This is a genomic window from Streptomyces sp. NPDC003635, from assembly GCF_053587635.1.
Window position 1 is genome coordinate 12,895 of sequence record NZ_JBSFOK010000004.1, and the last position, 17,866, is coordinate 30,760.

The 17,866-nt window shown below is 73.5% G+C and carries 12 protein-coding genes; 8 read left to right on the forward strand and 4 right to left on the reverse strand.

Annotated features, from left to right (window positions below):
* Window positions 1-52 precede the first annotated feature (52 nt).
* The gene (pcrA, locus tag ACWDRW_RS05355; protein WP_451720423.1) at window positions 53-2,530 is read left to right on the forward strand and encodes a DNA helicase PcrA; all 2,478 of its coding nucleotides are present in this window, start codon (window positions 53-55) and stop codon (window positions 2,528-2,530) included.
* A 31-nt stretch (window positions 2,531-2,561) separates the two neighbouring features.
* Here the strand turns inward: pcrA and ACWDRW_RS05360 are convergent, their stop codons facing one another.
* Both ACWDRW_RS05360 and ACWDRW_RS05365 read right to left on the reverse strand, forming a co-directional pair.
* Window positions 2,562-4,049, reverse strand: a complete 1,488-nt coding sequence (locus tag ACWDRW_RS05360) for a M23 family metallopeptidase (protein WP_451720934.1) — start codon at window positions 4,047-4,049, stop codon at window positions 2,562-2,564.
* A gap of 215 nt (window positions 4,050-4,264) precedes the next feature.
* Window positions 4,265-5,128: an esterase/lipase family protein gene (locus ACWDRW_RS05365; RefSeq protein ID WP_451720426.1), complete on the reverse strand. Its 864-nt coding sequence runs from the start codon at window positions 5,126-5,128 to the stop codon at window positions 4,265-4,267.
* 572 nt (window positions 5,129-5,700) lie between these two features.
* Between ACWDRW_RS05365 and ACWDRW_RS05370 the strand changes: the two genes are divergently transcribed.
* Complete coding sequence (locus ACWDRW_RS05370; protein WP_451720429.1) at window positions 5,701-6,117, forward strand: cobalamin B12-binding domain-containing protein; 417 nt, start codon at window positions 5,701-5,703, stop codon at window positions 6,115-6,117.
* A gap of 68 nt (window positions 6,118-6,185) precedes the next feature.
* Here ACWDRW_RS05370 and ACWDRW_RS05375 read toward each other — a convergent pair whose 3' ends face one another.
* Complete coding sequence (locus ACWDRW_RS05375; RefSeq protein ID WP_451720432.1) at window positions 6,186-7,823, reverse strand: DUF5691 domain-containing protein; 1,638 nt, start codon at window positions 7,821-7,823, stop codon at window positions 6,186-6,188.
* Between the two features lie 47 nt (window positions 7,824-7,870).
* Window positions 7,871-9,226 (reverse strand): SWIM zinc finger family protein, encoded by a 1,356-nt coding sequence (locus tag ACWDRW_RS05380; protein WP_451720435.1) that lies wholly within the window; start codon window positions 9,224-9,226, stop codon window positions 7,871-7,873.
* 133 nt (window positions 9,227-9,359) lie between these two features.
* Here ACWDRW_RS05380 and ACWDRW_RS05385 point away from each other — a divergent pair, with 133 nt between their 5' ends.
* The 6 genes from ACWDRW_RS05385 to ACWDRW_RS05410 all read left to right on the forward strand — a co-directional run bounded on the left by ACWDRW_RS05385 (window position 9,360) and on the right by ACWDRW_RS05410 (window position 17,428).
* Entirely contained in the window at window positions 9,360-10,490 is a 1,131-nt protein-coding gene (locus ACWDRW_RS05385; RefSeq protein ID WP_451720438.1) for an ATP-binding protein, read from the forward strand.
* A 97-nt stretch (window positions 10,491-10,587) separates the two neighbouring features.
* A complete protein-coding gene (locus tag ACWDRW_RS05390; RefSeq protein WP_451720441.1) occupies window positions 10,588-12,948 on the forward strand; it encodes a DUF5682 family protein in 2,361 nt (786 codons plus the stop codon).
* Complete coding sequence (locus ACWDRW_RS05395; RefSeq protein ID WP_451720444.1) at window positions 12,945-13,106, forward strand: hypothetical protein; 162 nt, start codon at window positions 12,945-12,947, stop codon at window positions 13,104-13,106. The genes ACWDRW_RS05390 and ACWDRW_RS05395 overlap by 4 nt, the downstream gene beginning before the upstream one ends.
* Window positions 13,103-14,266, forward strand: a complete 1,164-nt coding sequence (locus ACWDRW_RS05400; RefSeq protein ID WP_451720446.1) for a VWA domain-containing protein — start codon at window positions 13,103-13,105, stop codon at window positions 14,264-14,266. The genes ACWDRW_RS05395 and ACWDRW_RS05400 overlap by 4 nt, the downstream gene beginning before the upstream one ends.
* Window positions 14,267-14,408: 142 nt before the next feature.
* Window positions 14,409-15,389 carry a hypothetical protein gene (locus tag ACWDRW_RS05405; RefSeq protein ID WP_451720449.1) on the forward strand — a complete coding sequence of 327 codons (981 nt, stop codon included), beginning with the start codon at window positions 14,409-14,411 and terminating at the stop codon, window positions 15,387-15,389.
* A gap of 113 nt (window positions 15,390-15,502) precedes the next feature.
* Complete coding sequence (locus ACWDRW_RS05410) at window positions 15,503-17,428, forward strand: hypothetical protein (RefSeq protein WP_451720451.1); 1,926 nt, start codon at window positions 15,503-15,505, stop codon at window positions 17,426-17,428.
* Window positions 17,429-17,866: the final 438 nt, after the last annotated feature.

Sequence of the window (17,866 nt, forward strand, 5' to 3'; positions counted from 1 at the left end):
CTCCTCAGGGTGGCGGCGGGCTGTCAGTGGGGCGCCCTAGACTCGGAGAGCGATGAGCAGCCTCTTTGATGACAGCTTCCTGGCCGATCTCCAGGGTCCTCGGGCCCACGAGGAAGAACCGCCGCCGCCCGAGGACGAGCACGCTCCGGAGCCCGTTCCGGACGATCTGTTCGGCGGAAAGTTCGACGTGCCGCCGGACCGGGACGCCTACTACCGCGACGGCGCCCCGCGTCCGGCGATCGACGCGGCCGCGCTCATCGAGGGGCTCAACGAGAACCAGCGCGCGGCCGTCGTCCACTCCGGCACCCCCCTGCTCATCGTGGCGGGCGCCGGCTCCGGCAAGACCCGGGTGCTCACCCACCGCATCGCCTATCTGCTCGCCGAGCGGAGCGTGCACCCCGGCCAGATCCTCGCGATCACCTTCACCAACAAGGCCGCGGGCGAGATGAAGGAGCGCGTCGAGCAGCTCGTCGGCCCGCGGGCGAACGCGATGTGGGTGATGACCTTCCACAGCGCGTGCGTGCGCATCCTGCGCCGGGAGAGCAAGAAGCTCGGCTTCACGTCCTCCTTCTCGATCTACGACGCCGCCGACTCCAAGCGGCTGATGGCCCTCGTCTGCCGGGACCTGGACCTCGACCCCAAGCGGTACCCGCCCAAGTCCTTCAGCGCCAAGATCAGCAACCTGAAGAACGAGCTGATCGACGAGGAGGACTTCGCCGCCCAGGCGACCGACGGCTTCGAGAAGACCCTCGCCCAGGCGTACGCGCTGTACCAGTCGCGGCTGCGGGAGGCCAACGCCCTCGACTTCGACGACCTGATCATGACGACGGTCAACCTCCTGCGCGCCTTCCCGGACGTGGCCGAGCACTACCGCCGCCGCTTCCGCCATGTACTGGTGGACGAGTACCAGGACACCAACCACGCCCAGTACGCCCTCGTGCGCGAACTGGTCGGCACCCGCGAGCACCCCGTCGACGTCCCGCCCACCGCGGACGACATCCCGCCCGCCGAACTCTGCGTCGTGGGCGACGCCGACCAGTCGATCTACGCCTTCCGCGGCGCGACCATCCGCAACATCCTCCAGTTCGAGGAGGACTACCCGGACGCGACGACGATCCTGCTGGAGCAGAACTACCGCTCCACCCAGACGATCCTGACCGCGGCCAACGCCGTCATCGAGCGCAACGAGTCCCGCCGCCCCAAGAACCTGTGGACCAACGCGGGCGCGGGCGCGCGCATCACCGGCTATGTCGCCGACACCGAGCACGACGAGGCCCAGTTCGTCGCCGACGAGATAGACCGCCTCACGGACGCGGGGGACGCGAAGGCCGGCGACGTCGCCGTCTTCTACCGCACCAACGCCCAGTCCCGCGTCTTCGAAGAGATCTTCATCCGCGTCGGCCTGCCCTACAAGGTCGTCGGCGGCGTCCGCTTCTACGAGCGCAAGGAGGTCCGGGACGTCCTGGCCTACCTCCGCGTCCTGGCCAACCCGGAGGACTCGGTCCCCCTGCGGCGCATCCTGAACGTCCCCAAGCGGGGCATCGGCGAGCGCGCCGAGGCGATGATCGACGCCCTCTCCCAGCGCGAGAAGATCAGCTTCCCGCAGGCGCTCAAGCGCGTGGACGAGGCGTACGGCATGGCCGCCCGCTCCACCAACGCCGTCAAGCGGTTCAACACGCTGATGGAGGAGCTCCGTACGATCGTGGAGTCCGGCGCCGGACCCGCGACCGTCCTCGAAGCCGTCCTCGAACGCACCGGCTACCTCGCCGAGTTGCAGGCCTCCACCGATCCGCAGGACGAGACCCGCATCGAGAACCTCCAGGAACTCGCCGCCGTCGCCCTGGAGTTCGAGCAGGAGTCCGAGGAAACCCCGGGCGGCCTGGCCGACTTCCTGGAGCGGGTGGCGCTCGTCGCCGACTCCGACCAGATCCCCGACGAGGACCAGGACGGCTCCGGGGTCATCACCCTGATGACCCTGCACACCGCCAAGGGCCTGGAGTTCCCGGTCGTCTTCCTGACCGGCATGGAGGACGGCGTCTTCCCGCACATGCGTGCCCTCGGCCAGACCAAGGAGCTGGAGGAGGAGCGGCGGCTGGCGTACGTCGGCATCACCCGCGCGCGGGAGCGGCTCTACCTGACGCGGTCGTCGATGCGCAGCGCGTGGGGGCAGCCGTCGTACAACCCGCCCTCCCGCTTCCTGGAGGAGATCCCGGCGCAGCACGTGGACTGGAAGCGCACCGGCGCCACCGCGCCGATGTCCTCCGGTCCCGCGTCCGGTGTGGCGGCCTCGCTGTCCTCGTCCCGCTCCCGCTCGGCGGCGTCCGGCGCCTCCGGCTTCGCCACCCGTCGTACGTCCGAGAAGCCGGTCGTCGCGCTGGCGGTCGGGGACCGGGTGACGCACGACCAGTTCGGGCTCGGCACGGTGATGGCGGTCAAGGGCACGGGCGCGAACGCCGAGGCGACGATCGACTTCGGCGACACCAAGCCGAAGCGGCTGCTGCTGCGGTACGCGCCGGTGGAGAAGCTGTAGCCCTGAGCGGCGGGGTGGCCGGGGCTGGGCTTTAGGAGGGGTCCAGCCCGTGGCTGCGCAGCCAGGCGAGCGGGTCGATGGCCGAGCCGCCGCCGGGGCGCACCTCGAAGTGCAGGTGCGGGCCGGTCGAGTTGCCGGAGTTCCCGGAGTACGCGATGGCGTCGCCGGCCTTCACGGTCGTACCGGAGGCGACCTGGTAGGTGGAGAGGTGGCAGTACCACGTCTCCGTGCCGTCCATCGCGGTCACGATCATCATGTTGCCGTAGGCGGCGTTCCACTGGGTGCGCACGGTGCCGTCGGTCGCGGCCATCACCGTGGAGCCGTACGACACCGGGAAGTCGATGCCGCTGTGCACCGACATCCAGTTGATGCCGGCCTGGCCGTAGTAGGCGCTGAGTCCGTGCTGGGCGACCGGGAGCGCGAACTTCGGGCGCAGCCGCTCCTTGCGGGCCGCTTCCTCGGCCGCCTTCTTCCGCTCGGCCTCCTGCTCGGCCTTGAGGTCGATGCGCTCCTGCGTCCGGCTGGCCCGGTCGGCGAAGTCGTCGGCCCCGGCGGACAGGCTTTCCAGCTGGGTGTCCAGCTTGTTGTTCGCGGTCGACGGCTTCACGGCCTGGGTGGTGTCCGAGGCGGTCGTCGCGGTGTCCTTCTCGTCCGTCAGGGTTCCGACGGAGGCGGCGGCGATCCCGGCCACGCCCATGACGCACGCCGACGGCACGGCGATCGTCAGCAGCGCGGAGCGCTTGGCGGGGGGACGGCGGCGGGAGCGTCCCGCGGCTCGGGCGGCGGTGCGGGAGCCCGGGGCCGGGGCGGTCTCCTCCTCCTCGTCGAGGAGGGACGTGACGGCGGGGAGTTCACCGGTGGCGGTCAACTCGTCCTCGCCGGAGGCGGTTTCCTCGTGGGACGGCCGGTACTCGTGGTGGTGCTGCTCGCCGTAGGGCGTCTCCTCCGCCGAGACCTGCTCGAAGGTGGCCGTCGCCTGCTGGTCGAACGATTCGGCCCGGTGCTCGTAGTCGTCGGCCCCGGTGGCGGCGCCGCCGGAGTTCCACTGCGTGGCGTCGTAGGCGCCGGTGTCGAAGGTCTGCGTGCCCCATTCCCAGTGCTGGGTCTGGTCGGCGGTACCGGCGGACTGATCGGGCTGCTGCCAGGCGTTCGCGTCCCAATGGCCGCCGGTGTCGGGGCCGGTGGACTGCGGCGGTACGACGGACAGGTGCTGGTACTCGGCCGACCAGGCGGTCGTCTCGTACGCGCCGGTGTCGTAGGCGGCGTGGTGCTGGGCCGCGTACGCGTCGTAGTGCGGAGTCTGGTGGCCGCCCGTCCACTGGCTCGCGTCGTAGGAGCCGGTGCCGTCGCCCGGCATGGTGCCGAACAGCGGGTCCGTGTCGAAGGTCCCGGTGGTCTGCTGAAAACCGGTGGCGTCGTAGTGACCGTGCGTGGTGAAGTCGCCGTACGGGGCTTCCTGGGTGCCGTACGACGCGTAGTGCGCCGAGTCGGCCTCGGAAGCCGGAGCCGGGGTGGTCATGGTCCCCGACGGGTGACGGTCGTTCACCAACTTCTCTTTCGCCTCGACAACAGGGGCTGGCAGAGCAGTGCGGCGACTGTACCCGGCGGTACGCGGGCACGACAATCTTCGGCAGGTTTCGTGCTTCCGGGAAACGGGCATTCGGCCGTGTTTCGGGGGACTGCGGGCGCGACTTTGGGCTTGTGTTCGAAGAGTGTTCGATGTGACGGCGGTGGCTAAGCCACCGTCAGCCCACCCGCGCGGGCCGCTTCCGCGCCTTTGGACGGCTCCGCGTCGAGGGCCTGGCGTATCCCCGCGGCCACGGCCGGGTGCACCGGCAGGGCGAGGTGCCCGACCCCGCTCACCCGCACGTTCTGCGCCAGCAGGTCGGGGTGGTCGACGCAGGCCGTCTCCAGCGGGTCCATCAGATGGTCCAGGTCGCTCCAGAAACCGACGAAGTGCGTACGGCAGCCGGGCGCGGGCAGGGCCAGCTCCTCCAGCACCGCCGAACCGGGGCGCATCTGGCGCACGATGGGGTGCGCGTTGGCCAGGGGCGCCACCTTCGTGCCCGCATGCGGCGTGCCGAGGGTGACCAGGGTCCGCACGCGCAGGTCGCCGCCGAGCCGCTGGACGTAGTAACGGGCGATGAGTCCGCCGAGGCTGTGTCCGACGACGTCCACCTGCTGGCTGCCGGTGCGCGCGCAGATCTCCTCGATGTGCCGGCCGAGCAGCTCGGACGCCGTGCGGATGTCACAGGTCAGGGGCGAGTAGTTGAGCGACTCGATCTGGTGCCTGCCGTGCTGGGCGAGGCTGCGGCGCAACAGCAGGAACACCGAGCGGTTGTCTATGAAACCGTGCAGCAGTACGACCGGGGGCTTCGTCTCCGTCGGCAGCTGCGGTGTGTCGGGGCCGCCCGGTGCGGGGAGCGCCGCCCTGCGCTCCTGGGTGATCCCGGAGGGGTAGAGGAGGAGGTGCCCGGCGAGGATCGCGATCTCGAGGGCGGTGGCCTTCAGGAGCGCCAGGGAGAGTCCGGCCAGTCGGCTCGGCAGGAGCCGCTGACAGAGCGGGAGAAAGGGCAGAACAGCCTTGGTGACCTTCATGGCCGACCTCCTGTCGGCACACCCGAGGACCCCTTGATCCCCCGTGTGCCCTCATGGGAAGTCGCGGCGAGGCACGTCGACGGTGCGCGAGCGGGCCGCGCGGGGTGAGCGCGGCGTATGGCGTGCGTGACGCCGGTGACGTGACGAGGCTCTCCGCCGGTGTGGCGACGAGGCTCCCCGCTGTCGTGCCGTACCTGCCCTGCGTGCTCTCCGTGCCCTCGCCGACGCGCCGCACCATCACGGCGCGCGGCCTGCGTCGCGGCGGTGCGGCGACCTCGTTGCGGCTCCCAGTGCGCGAGTTCCGGCTGTGGCCCGGTGGCCGCCTCTGTCCGCGGCCCGTGTGCCGCAGAGGTTCGGAACGGTGCGCGGCTAACGTGTCCCACCGTGTGATTTCCCCCTCGGTATCCACCGCGAAACTGCCGGTTGCGGGATGCTGGCGATAACGTTCGTTCACTTCCCCGGGCGGTGTGGCGCGGGGCGTCCGTGCCACGACGGGTTCCGCGTGTACGGCGAGCGAGATGTGTGCGGTACTTGTCGGTACGGATGGATGTAGTCGCTTCATGGAGGCAGTGATGGGTGTGGCAGCCGGTCCGATCCGCGTGGTGGTGGCCAAGCCGGGGCTCGACGGCCACGATCGCGGGGCGAAGGTGATCGCGCGGGCGCTGCGCGACGCCGGTATGGAGGTCATCTACACCGGGCTCCACCAGACGCCCGAGCAGATCGTCGACACGGCGATCCAGGAGGACGCCGACGCGATCGGTCTGTCCATCCTCTCCGGCGCCCACAACACGCTGTTCGCCGCGGTGATCGCGCTGCTCAAGGAGCGGGACGCGGCGGACATCCTGGTCTTCGGCGGCGGCATCATCCCGGAGGCGGACATCGCTCCGCTGAAGGAGAAGGGCGTCGCGGAGATCTTCACGCCCGGGGCGACGACGCAGTCGATCGTGGACTGGGTCCGGGCGAACGTGCGCCAGCCGGCCGGGGCCTGAGCCGTACGTCCTGGTGCGCGGCCCGTCGGCGCCGGGCCGCGCGTTCCGCGCCCCGGCGCCGGCCCGCGTCAGCTCGGCGGCCGGGGGTTCGTCAGTTCCTCCAGCATGGTCGCGCGTAGGCGCAGGGTCGTGACGAGGCGCTGGAACGCCTCCGCCCAGTACCCGCCCGCCCCCGGCGACGCGTCCTCCGCCTCGTCCGGTACGGCCAGTAGTCCGTCGAGGCGGCTTGCCTCCGCCGGGTCGAGGCAGCGCTCGGCGAGCCCCATCACTCCGCTGAAACTCCATGGGTAACTCCCGGCGTCCCGCGCGATGTTGAGCGCGTCGACGACCGCCCGTCCGAGCGGCGGCGCCCAGGGCACGGCACACACCCCGAGCAGCTGGAACGCCTCGGACAGCCCGTGCCGTGCGATGAACCCGGCCACCCACTCGGCCCGCTCGGCGGCGTCCAGCGTGCCCAGCAGCTTGGCCCGCTCGGCCAGGGAGACCGCGCCGGGCCCTCCGGCCTCCGGCGCCGACGGCGTCCCGAGCAGCGCCCGCGCCCACGCGCCGTCCCGCTGGCGTACGGCCGCCCGGCACCAGGCCGCGTGCAACTCGGCCTGCCAGTCGTCCGCCACGGGCAGCGCCACGATCTCGGCGGGCGTACGGCCACCCAGCCGCCCCGGCCAGGTGCCGAGCGGCGCCGCCTCCACCAACTGTCCCAGCCACCACGACCGTTCCCCGCGTCCCGCCGGAGCCTTGGGCACCACACCGTCGCGCTCCATGCTCGCGTCGCACTCGTGCGGCGCCTCGACACTGATCGTCGGGGTGTCCCGCATGCGGTCGACGGTCACGCACGCCCCGGCCCGCACCGCCATCCGCCCGGCCAGCGCGGACTCCGGCAGCGCCGACAGCAACTCCGCCGCCGTCGCCCGGACATTGCGGCTCCGGTCGGCCAGTGCCTGCTCCAGGAACGGCTCGTCCGGCGGGGCGAGTCCGGTCCGCAGCGAGTCGAGGAACATCAGCCGGTCCTCGGCCCGCTCCGTCGCCCAGGTCGTCTCGAGCAGCTCCCGCGCGGCGGCGGGCTCCCGGGCGCGGATCGCCGCGAGCAGTGCGACCCGCTCGGCGAACAGCCCTTCCTGCCACAGCCGTCGGACCCGGTCCTGCTCGTCCGGTCCGGGCAGTGCCGTGCCTCCGCCGGGGGTCGCGCGCAGCGCGAACCGCCAGTCCGGGTTCAGCCGGGCCAGCCAGACCGCGCGGGGGCCCGCGAAGCGCAGCGCGGCCGGGCGCAGGTCGGTCCGGCCCCGGGCCGCGTCCAGCAGGGCGGGCAGCATCTGCGGGGGCGCCGCGTAACCGTGGGCGTTGGCCGTCGTGAGCCATTGCGGCAGTAGTTCCACGAGGTCGGGCGCCGTGCCTCTGCGCCCGCCGCCCGTACTGGCGGCCCGGTCGGCCAGCAGCAGCGCCAGTCTGCGGGCCGCCGGCTCGGGCAGCGCGGGGCGCGGATCCTCGGGGGCGGGCTCCGGCCGGTCGGCCGCACGGGCCGGCAGCAGGCCCGCCCTTCGCCGTACGGTCTCCACGGCCGCCGCGTCGAGCAGCGCCACCGGAGCCTCCTTGGCCGGGGAGCCGGTGTCGGCGGCCTGTGCCTGCCCGCCCGGTGGGGTGCGGCGGTCGGTGCCGAGCAGGGCCGTGGTGACGAGCTCCTCCCAGGCGGGAGTCGGGGTGCCGTTCATGAGGGTCCCTTCTGCGGAGTGGGACGGGCAAAGGGCCGGGACTCGGCTCAGCACAGCGACACCGCCTCACCGGGCCCCTGCGGCCAGGCCGCGAGCGGGGTGAAGCCGCGGTGGCCGCACTCGCCGAAGACCTTGACCGGGGCGCCGCCGGAGAGGGCGACCAGCTTCCACAGGCCGGGCCGGGACCGGGCCGCGGGGGTGAGCGGCAGGGCCGCGTCCGCGTCGGCGTCCGCCAGCTGCCAGGACTCGCCGTCCGGGGTCGGTATCACCCGCTCCAGCGTCACCGGGACCGAGTCCAGCCAGGGATCGTCCCGCAGCGCCTCGCCGTAGCGGGCCGCGGCCTCGGCCGTCGTCACTCCCCGCGGCCGCAGCCGCGTCGGTACGGGAGCGGCGAACCGCTCGCCGAGGGACGCCCGCAGTTGTCCGGCGCCCGGATAGGGGGCGACCTCCGCCTCCAGCGACAGCCCGACCGGCAGTGCCAGCTCCGGGGCGCGGCCCGCGGCGCCGTAGGAGAGGAGGAGCGCGGTGCGGGCCGAGTCGGCGCCGTGCAGCCAGATCCGGCGGGTCGTCAGCCGTGTGTCCGCCGTGTCGTACTGGGCGAGCACCAGCCAGCGGTCGCGGATCGGCGGGCCGTCCGGCGTGGCCGGCAGTCCGATACGGGAGCGAACCGTGGCCGCCAGGCCCTCCGGCAGCCGCTCGCGGTGCAGCCAGCCCTGGTCCAGGAGATGGAGCAGCGCGCACTCCTCCAGCAGCCGCACCGGCCAGCCGGGACCCGACGAGGGGATCGCCCCCAACTCCCGGACCCGCGCCGCGAGCCCCGAGGCCTGGGCGTCGACCATCCGGGCCGCCGTCTCCTCCCACAGCCCGTACCCCGCCTGCTCCGCGCCCGCGAGGCCGCCGCGCAGCAGGTCCGCGAGGCGCTGCTCCAGCTCCGTCGCCCCCGCGGTGACCTTCTCGGCCCGGCGCTCCGCCCGCCGCCGCGCCGCCTCCGGATCAGCCGAGCCGGCCGGAGCGGATCCCTCGCCCTCCGCCCGCTTCTGCTCGGCGCGCTTCTTCCTCCCCTCGATCCACTCCCGCGCCCAGTCCGGCGGCTGCCCCTGCGGCACCGAACCGTCCCCGCCCGCCCACAGCAACAGCAGCCCGAGCGCGTGCTTGCACGGGAACTTCCGGCTCGGACAACTGCACTTGTACGCCGGACCCGCCGCGTCCGCGATGTCCACGACCGTCTGATACGGCTTGCTGCCACTGCCCTTGCACAGCCCCCACACCGTCCCCTCGTCGGAACTGCCCGCCTCGGACCACGGCCCGGCCGCGCCGAGTTTGCCGCCCGCTTTGCGTGACGCGGCGTCAGGCGCCAGTGCCAGCACCTGTTCCGCGCTCCAGCGCACCCCCTGCTGAGTCATGTCATCGAAGGTAGATCCCCCCACTGACAATCGGTCCGGCGAGCGCGTTTGCGCAGGTCAGGGCCGATTGTCAGTGGCGTGGTGCACGGTGGGTGACAGATCCGAACCGGCTGAGCTGGAGGGGGACTTCGCCATGACCACATCCGTGAGCCCGCAGACCGAGACCGCCCGTGAGAGCGCCCCGACCGAGGCGTTGCGACCGCACGCCGAGGACGCCTTCGCGGCCGAACTGTCCGCGCTCGCCGCGCAGGACGACCGCCCCCGCCCGGCGCGCTGGAAGCTGTCGCCGTGGGCGGTGGCGACCTATCTGCTCGGCGGCACACTGCCGGACGGCACCGTGATCACTCCGAAGTACGTGGGGCCGCGCCGCATCGTCGAGGTCGCCGTCACCACCCTCGCCACCGACCGCGCCCTGCTCCTGCTCGGCGTGCCCGGCACCGCCAAGACCTGGGTGTCCGAGCATCTGGCCGCGGCCGTCAGCGGCGACTCGACCCTGCTGGTGCAGGGCACCGCCGGCACCCCGGAGGAGGCCATCCGGTACGGCTGGAACTACGCGCAGCTGCTCGCGCACGGGCCCAGCCGCGACGCGCTGGTGCCGAGCCCGGTCATGCGCGCCATGGCGGAGGGGATGACGGCCCGCGTCGAGGAGCTGACCCGGATCCCGGCCGATGTGCAGGACACGTTGATCACGATCCTGTCGGAGAAGACCCTGCCGATCCCGGAGCTGGGCCAGGAGGTGCAGGCGGTGCGCGGCTTCAACCTCATCGCCACCGCCAACGACCGCGACCGCGGGGTCAACGACCTGTCCAGCGCCCTGCGCCGCCGCTTCAACACGGTCGTGCTGCCGCTGCCGGAGAGCGTGGACGCCGAGGTCGACATCGTCTCCCGGCGCGTCGACCAGATCGGACGGTCCCTCGATCTGCCGGCCGTGCCCGACGGCGTCGACGAGATCCGGCGGGTGGTCACGGTCTTCCGGGAACTGCGGGACGGGGTGACCGCCGACGGCCGCACGAAGGTGAAGTCGCCCAGCGGCACGCTGTCCACGGCCGAGGCGATCTCCGTCGTGACCAACGGGCTGGCGCTGGCCGCCCACTTCGGCGACGGCGTGCTGCGGCCCGGTGACGTCGCCGCGGGCATCCTCGGCGCCGTGGTCCGCGATCCGGCGGCGGACCGGGTCGTCTGGCAGGAGTACCTGGAGGCGGTCGTCCGCGAACGGGACGGCTGGACCGACTTCTACCGCGCCTGCCGGGAGGTGAGCGCGTGACCTCGTATCAGGGGGACGGTGTGAGGGCCGGTTTCGGCAAAGGGGACGGGATGAGCGGGGACGACACTCGGTGGCCGTGCCGGGCGAGGGGGACGGTGTGACGACGGAAGGTGACCGCACCGGCGTCGGGCCGCTGCTGCTCGGCGTACGCCATCACGGGCCCGGGTCCGCGCGGGCCGTGCGGGCGGCGCTGGAGGCGGCCCGGCCGGGCGTGGTGCTGATCGAGGGGCCGCCCGAGGCCGACGCGCTGATCCCGCTCGCGGCCGAGGAGGACATGCGTCCGCCGGTCGCCCTGCTCGCCCACGCCGTGGACGAGCCCGGCCGCTCGGCGTTCTGGCCGCTGGCCGAGTTCTCCCCGGAGTGGGTCGCGATCCGCTGGGCCCTGGACCACGGGGTACCGGCCCGCTTCATCGACCTGCCCGCCACGCACACGCTCGCCTGGGACAATGAGGGGGCAAAGGCGCCCACCGAGGCACCCTCGGGGGACGACGGCGCCGACCCCGCCGAGCAGCGAGGCACGGCCGTGCGGATCGACCCCCTCGCCGTGCTCGCCGAAGTCGCCGGCTACGACGACGCCGAGCGCTGGTGGGAGGACGTGGTCGAGCACCGGGGAGCCGGCGCCGGGGACCCGCTCGCGCCGTTCGCCGTGCTGGCGGAGGCCATGGCGGCGCTGCGGGAGGTGTACGGCAGCGGCGGGCACGAGCGGGACCTCGTGCGGGAGGCGTACATGCGGCTCCAGGTGCGGGCCGCGCAGAAGGAGTTCGGAGAAGAGGTGGCCGTCGTGTGCGGCGCGTGGCACGTGCCCGCGCTGGGCGAGCGGACCACCGTCGCCGCCGACCGGGCCCGGCTGAAGGGGCTGCCCAAGGTCAAGGCGGACATGACCTGGGTGCCGTGGACGTATCGCAGGCTGGCGCGGGCCAGTGGTTACGGGGCGGGCATCGACTCGCCGGGCTGGTACGGGCATCTGTTCCGCGCGAGGGACCGGCCCGTCGAACGCTGGCTGACCAAGGTGGCGGGGCTGCTGCGGGCCGAGGACCGGATCGTGTCCTCCGCCCACGTCATCGAGGCGGTCCGGCTCGCCGAGACGCTCGCGGTGATGCGCGGCCGCCCGCTGCCCGGCCTGAGCGAGACGACCGACGCGGTGCGGGCGGTGATGTGCGACGGCTCGGACGTACCGCTGGCGCTGGTGCACGACCGGCTGGTGGTGGGCGATGTGCTGGGGGAGGTGCCGCCGGACGCGCCCGCCGTACCGCTGCAACGGGACCTCGACCGGGTTCAGCGCCGGTTGCGGCTCAAACCGGAGGCGCTGGAGCGCGAGTTGGAGCTGGACCTGCGCAAGGACACCGACGCCGGGCGCAGCCGGCTGCTGCACCGGCTGCGGCTGCTCGGCATCCCGTGGGGGGAACCGGTCGCCTCCCGGGGGAGCACGGGCACGTTCCGGGAGACCTGGCGGCTGCGCTGGGAACCCGAGCTGTCGGTGCGGATCGCCGAAGCCGGGGTGTGGGGGACGACCGTACTCGCCGCCGCGACCGCCAAGGCCGAGTCCGACGCCGTCTCCGCGCCGGGTCTCGCCGATGTCACCGCGCTCGCCGAGCTGTGTCTGCTGGCCGAACTGCCGGACGCGTTGCCGACGGTGATGCGGGTGCTCGCGGACCGGGCGGCGCTCGACACGGACGTCGGTCATCTCGCCCAGGCCCTCCCGGCCCTGGTGCGCTCCCTGCGCTACGGCGATGTGCGCGGCACCGGCACCGGGGCGCTCGCGGAGGTCGCGGCCGGCCTGGCCGAGCGGATCTTCGTCGGCCTGCCCCCGGCGTGCGCCGGGCTCGACGCGGACGCCGCCGAGGAGATACGGCGCCATGTGGACGCCGTGCACGGGGCGGTGGGCCTGCTCGGCGACACCCCCGCCCCGGGCCACGGGGATCTGCGCGCCCGCTGGCAGACGGTGCTCAGGGTGCTGTCCGTGCGGGACACGGTGCCCGGCGTGATCCGGGGACGGGCCGTCCGACTCCTGCTCGACGAAGGGGAGCTGGCGCAGGACGAGGCGGCGCGGCTCATGGGCCTCGTGCTGTCGCCCGGAACCCCACCCGGGGACGCGGCGGCCTGGATCGAGGGCTTCGTCGGCGGCGGCTCGGGCGGCGGGATGCTGCTCGTGCACGACGAGCGCCTGCTCGGCCTGGTCGACGCCTGGCTGACCGGGGTGCCCGCGGACGCGTTCACCGACGTACTGCCGCTGCTGCGGCGCACCTTCTCGGCGTACGAGCCGGGGGTGCGCAGAACACTCGGCGAGCTGGTGCGGCGCGGACCGGGGCAGCGGTCGGGGGTGGCGGCCACGGGTTCGGGGGTACCGGGATTCGCGGCCGAGCTCGATCCGGCGCGGGCGGAAGCCGTGCTGCCGGTGGTGCGGCTGCTGTTGGGGCTGAAGACGGACGACGACGAACTGGTGGGGGTGGCGCGATGACGGCCAAGAGGCTGAGCGAGCGCGGGGAGCGGGCCCGAGCGGCGCAGGCCGTAGGACCGCGGCACGGGCAGGGACCGGAGGCGGTGGGCCGGCGGCCCGCGACGACCGTGCCGGTGGTCCCGCTCTGGGAGCGGTTGGGCGGAGGGGCACGCGGATGACGACGGAGCTGACGGACCCGGCGCGGGAACGGCTGCGCCGCTGGCGGCTCGTGCTCGGCGGGGACACCGCCGACGGCACCGGATGCGCGCTGTCCGGCCAGGACGCCGCGATGGACGGGGCACTCGCCGCGCTCTACGGCAAGGGGGACAAACCCCGGACGGGGAAGGACCGTTCGGCGGGGCTCGGTGCGTCGGCGCCGTCCGTCGCGCGCTGGCTCGGGGACATCCGCACCTACTTCCCCTCCTCCGTGGTCCAGGTCATGCAGCGCGACGCCATCGACCGGCTCGGCCTGTCCACGCTGCTCCTGGAGCCGGAGATGCTGGAGGCGGTGGAGGCCGACGTGCATCTCGTCGGCACCCTCCTCTCCCTCAACAAGGCGATGCCGGAGACGACGAAGGAGACGGCACGGGCCGTCGTGCGCAAGGTCGTCGAGGATCTGGAGAAGCGGCTCGCCACCCGTACCCGGGCCACACTCAGCGGCGCCCTCGACCGCAGCGCGCGGATCAACCGGCCGCGCCACCACGACATCGACTGGAACCGCACGATCGCCGCCAACCTCAAGCACTATCTGCCGGAGTACCGGACGATCGTGCCCGAGCGGCTCGTCGGGTACGGGCGGGCCTCCCAGTCGGTGAAGAAGGAGGTCGTGCTGTGCATCGACCAGTCGGGGTCGATGGCGGCCTCGGTGGTGTACGCGTCGGTGTTCGGGGCGGTGCTGGCCTCCATGCGGTCGATCGACACCCGGCTCGTCGTCTTCGACACCGCGGTGGTCGACCTCACCGATCAGCTGGACGACCCGGTCGACGTGCTGTTCGGCACCCAGCTCGGCGGCGGTACCGACATCAACCGGGCGCTGGCGTACTGCCAGTCACAGATCACCCGGCCCGCCGAGACGGTGGTCGTGCTGATCAGCGACCTCTACGAAGGGGGCATCCGCGACGAGATGCTGAAGCGGGTGGCGGCGATGAAGGCGTCCGGAGTGCAGTTCGTGGCGCTGCTCGCGCTGTCCGACGAGGGGGCGCCGGCGTTCGACCGGGAACACGCGGCCGCGCTCGCCGCGTTGGGCGCGCCGGCCTTCGCCTGTACGCCGGATCTGTTCCCCGAGGTGATGGCGGCGGCGATCGAGAAACGGCCGATACCGGTGCCGGATCCGGCGTAGCTCGAGGCCGGTAAAAGGGACATGAGTGCGCATCGGTCACAGGGGGCTTGCGTAACCTCGGGAGTCCCGTGCGAGGATCGACGCTCGTCACGCCCGGAGCGTCACACGCCCAGTTCCGCCGCACGGGAGGACCCACCCCCTCTTGACCTCGTCAGCAGCCCTGCCCGGTGCCGCTGTGCGCTTCTGGCGCACGGCGGCCGGACGGCGTGCGCTGTATCTGGCGCTGCTGGTGGGCGGGTTGTTCGCACTCGGGCTCCTCGGCGGGCAGCGGGCCGAGGCGGCGGAGGACGGTCCCACGGCACTGTCGGACGCGTCGGCGGCCGCTGTGTCGGTCGAGGCGCACACGCCCGAGCTCGAGCTCCCCGAGCCCTCGGCTCCCGAGCGGCCGACTGCTCAAGCGGCTGACGCTCACGACCGGCCGGCGCCTCAAGCGGCTGACGCTGAGCGGGGCCCTCGTCCCGTCACCGAGCGCGTGGTCCCGGCCGCCCCAGAAGGCCTCGCCGCCCCCGAAGCCTTCGTCCCCGCCGTTGCCGAGCGTCTCGTCCCGGCCGTCGACGAGCATGTCGTACGGCCGGTCGGCGAGGTCGTCGGGGCGGTGACCGACGGCTTGGAGGAGGCGCGTTCCCAGGCGCCGACGCTCCCGCCCCTGTCGCCGCCGCCCGGGCTGCCCGTCCTGCCGGAGCTGCCCCTGCTGCCGGGGCAGACCCTGCCCGCACCGGACCTCACGGCACCCGGCGCCACGGCGCCGGAGCCGACTCCGGCTCCTGCCCCACCCGGCGATGGGGAGAACTCCGGGGGACCTGCCGAGGACGGGTCGAGCGCGTCGTACGGACCCCGGTTCAGCACCTCGTACGACGCCCCCGAGCCCCACGCCTCGGCGGGGGCCCACCACCGTGCCGACTCCGTCGGACCCTCCCCCGCGCAGCACGCGCCCGGGGGACATCCGGGCGGTGCGCCGGACCACCGGGCGACCGTCGACAACGGCACGCCCCGACACGGCGACGCCCATGGCCTCGCCCTGAACGACCGGACCCCGCTGCTGCTGCTGGCCGGTGCCGCGGCGTGCGCCGACGCGGACGAGACCCGGGACGAGACCCGGGACATTCCCGTTTCCCCTGCCTAGAGCAGACCTTTCCCGCGCAGTGGACCTGCCGCGCGGGGGCGGAACAGGTCTGCCCGGAATGTCCCCCCATCTCGCTGATGTCTCGGAATCCCCCTTAAGGATCTGACGCACGTATGAACAAGAACATCCGCCGTTCCATCGTGATAGCCGCCGGTGTCACCGGCGCGTGGGCGCTGGGCTCCACCGGCGCCAATGCCTCCGAACTGCCCTTCTCCACCCTGTCCGTGCCGGACGCCACGGCCGACCCGGTCGGCGACACCGTGGAGGGTGTCGTCACCGGCGTGACGGAAGAGGTCACGGAAGGCGTTAACGGGACTGTCGCCTACGCCTCGCAGAGGACGGCGTCCGTCGAGGCCACCGCCGAGAAGGCGGCGAGCACGACGAGGACCGCCAAGGCGAGCACGGCCGCTCAGGCGAAGGCCGCCCAGCTCAAGGGAGGTGCCGCCCAGCTCACCGAGGGCGTGAAGGCGGCCCGCGCCACCCAGGCCGCGCAGCGGACGGCCGAGCACGCGACGGCGACGGCCACCGGGAGCGCCCGCCCGGCCGTGGCCGATGTGGCGCACCTGGCCCAGGCCGGGCCGCAGACGCCGGACACCCCGGACGCCGTGGACTACCTCTTCGGCCCCCTCGCCGCCTTCGCCCCCGAGCTGGAGCAGGCCCTCGCCGCCGCGCAGATTCGGATCCAGGGCACCCGTACGGCGGCAAGCGCCCAGGCACAGGGCGTCGAGGGCGTCGTACGGACGACGGCTCAGCAGACCGTCGCCGGAGCCCAGGGCCGCGTGGCCGGCGTCGCCGCGACCACGGCCGCGGAGGCCCGGACGGTCAGGGGTGCCGCCGAGGCGAGCGTCTCCGCCGTCCCCGGCCACGTCACCGGCACGGTCGGGACCGTACGCGAGCAGGCGCTCGGCACCGCCACTCCGGTCCTCGACGAGACCGCCGCCGCAGCCGTCCCCCCGCTCGTCGCCTCCGCCGTAGAAGGAGCCCTCCCCACTGTCACCGGCACAGTCCACGGCGTCACGCCCGTCGCCGAGCGGGCGGTCACCGGGGTCGCCCCAGCCGTCGGGCACGCGGTCCAAGGCGTGCGGCCGGTCGGTGGCCACGTCGTCGACGGCGTGACGCCCCTCGCGGGAGGAGCCGTGAACGGAGTCGGTGGCGCCGCCGGATACGCGGCCGGGGGTGTGGGCGGCGCCGCCGGCTACGCGGCCGGTGGAGCCGCCACCACCGCCGGGCAAGCCGGCTCCGCCGTCGGCACCACCGCCGGGCAGGCCGTCGCCGGTGTCTCCGCGACCGCCGGACAGGCCGTATCCGCCGCCACCGCAATGGCCTACGGCGTCGTCGCCGACGTCCGGCCGGTCGCCCACGGCGCCGCCTCCGACGTGCACGCCACCGCGACCCGCACCACCTCCGACGTGCACGCCACCGCCACCCGCACCGCCACCAACGTGCACGCCACCGTGACCGGTGTTGACTCCGGTGCGCGCCCTCTCGTCACCGGCACCACCTCCGACGTCCGGGCCGTCGCGGACGGGGCGCTCGCCGACGTGTACCCCATCGCCTACGGCGCACAGTCCGCCGTCGAGGGCGTTCTCGCGGACGTGCCGCCGTACGCCACCGGTCTGGTCGGTCAGGTCGTCGTTGATGCGGAGCAGGCCGTGCTGCCGCCCGTCGCGCGGACCGCCGTGCGGGGGGTCGCGCCCGTGGCCGGGCAGGCCGTGGCGGACGCCGCCGCGCTGGCGTACGGGGTCGCGGGGGATGTCCAGGGCCTCGCAGGTGAGGCCGGGCCCTTCGCCCGCGGGGTCGCCGGGCACGGGCCGGCGTTCGCCGAGGGTGTCGTCCAGCCCGTGACGGATGTCGTCCAGCCGGTCGTGCGGGCCGGGGAGACGTTCGCGTACGGCGTGACGGGTGAGGTCGGGCCCTTCGCCGGGCACGTGGTCCCCGTCGCCGAGGACGTGACCTCCACGCCGCTCGCCGACCACGCCGTCAGCGGCGTGCGGAGCGTCGCCCACTCGGTCACCCCGGGGTACGCGCGACACCTCTGAAACCGATCTCCGTGAGGCGACAGGACCCGGACGGCCGAAAGCCGTCGGTGATGTCCGGCCGGGACCTCACGGGCGGCCCGGGCGGTCCCCATTGGGGTGGGGAACGCCCGGGCGAAGCCCTCTGGGCCGTACCGTTTCGGGCCCTTACGGGCTGCTCAAGGGGCCTCACCGGGTCAAACCCCAGCCCGGTGAGGCCCTCCCCGTCGCAAATCCCGAGCCCGGCGCAGCCTCCCCGTCACAGACCCCCGCCCCTCACACAGGGCACCCCGTGCCAGTGAGCGCGGCATCATGTGACAGGTATCACCGCTCAGGTGTGACCCGCGATTTAGAGGCCCCCCGGAACCAGCGATAACCTGCGAGACGGACATGCCGCGCGCTCGGACACCGTGTGCGCCTCCCTTGTGACAGCGGACGTCACGTTGCCCTTCGCGGCACGCC

Bases quoted from the DNA above. Each gene is read 5' to 3' on its own strand.
- pcrA (WP_451720423.1), top strand. From the start codon at position 53: ATGAGCAGCCTCTTTGATGACAGCTTCCTGGCCGATCTCCAGGGTCCT.
- ACWDRW_RS05360 (WP_451720934.1), bottom strand. From the start codon at position 4,049: ATGACCACCCCGGCTCCGGCTTCCGAGGCCGACTCGGCGCACTACGCG.
- ACWDRW_RS05365 (WP_451720426.1), bottom strand. From the start codon at position 5,128: ATGAAGGTCACCAAGGCTGTTCTGCCCTTTCTCCCGCTCTGTCAGCGG.
- ACWDRW_RS05370 (WP_451720429.1), top strand. From the start codon at position 5,701: ATGGGTGTGGCAGCCGGTCCGATCCGCGTGGTGGTGGCCAAGCCGGGG.
- ACWDRW_RS05375 (WP_451720432.1), bottom strand. From the start codon at position 7,823: ATGAACGGCACCCCGACTCCCGCCTGGGAGGAGCTCGTCACCACGGCC.
- ACWDRW_RS05380 (WP_451720435.1), bottom strand. From the start codon at position 9,226: ATGACTCAGCAGGGGGTGCGCTGGAGCGCGGAACAGGTGCTGGCACTG.
- ACWDRW_RS05385 (WP_451720438.1), top strand. From the start codon at position 9,360: ATGACCACATCCGTGAGCCCGCAGACCGAGACCGCCCGTGAGAGCGCC.
- ACWDRW_RS05395 (WP_451720444.1), top strand. From the start codon at position 12,945: ATGACGGCCAAGAGGCTGAGCGAGCGCGGGGAGCGGGCCCGAGCGGCG.
- ACWDRW_RS05400 (WP_451720446.1), top strand. From the start codon at position 13,103: ATGACGACGGAGCTGACGGACCCGGCGCGGGAACGGCTGCGCCGCTGG.
- ACWDRW_RS05410 (WP_451720451.1), top strand. From the start codon at position 15,503: ATGAACAAGAACATCCGCCGTTCCATCGTGATAGCCGCCGGTGTCACC.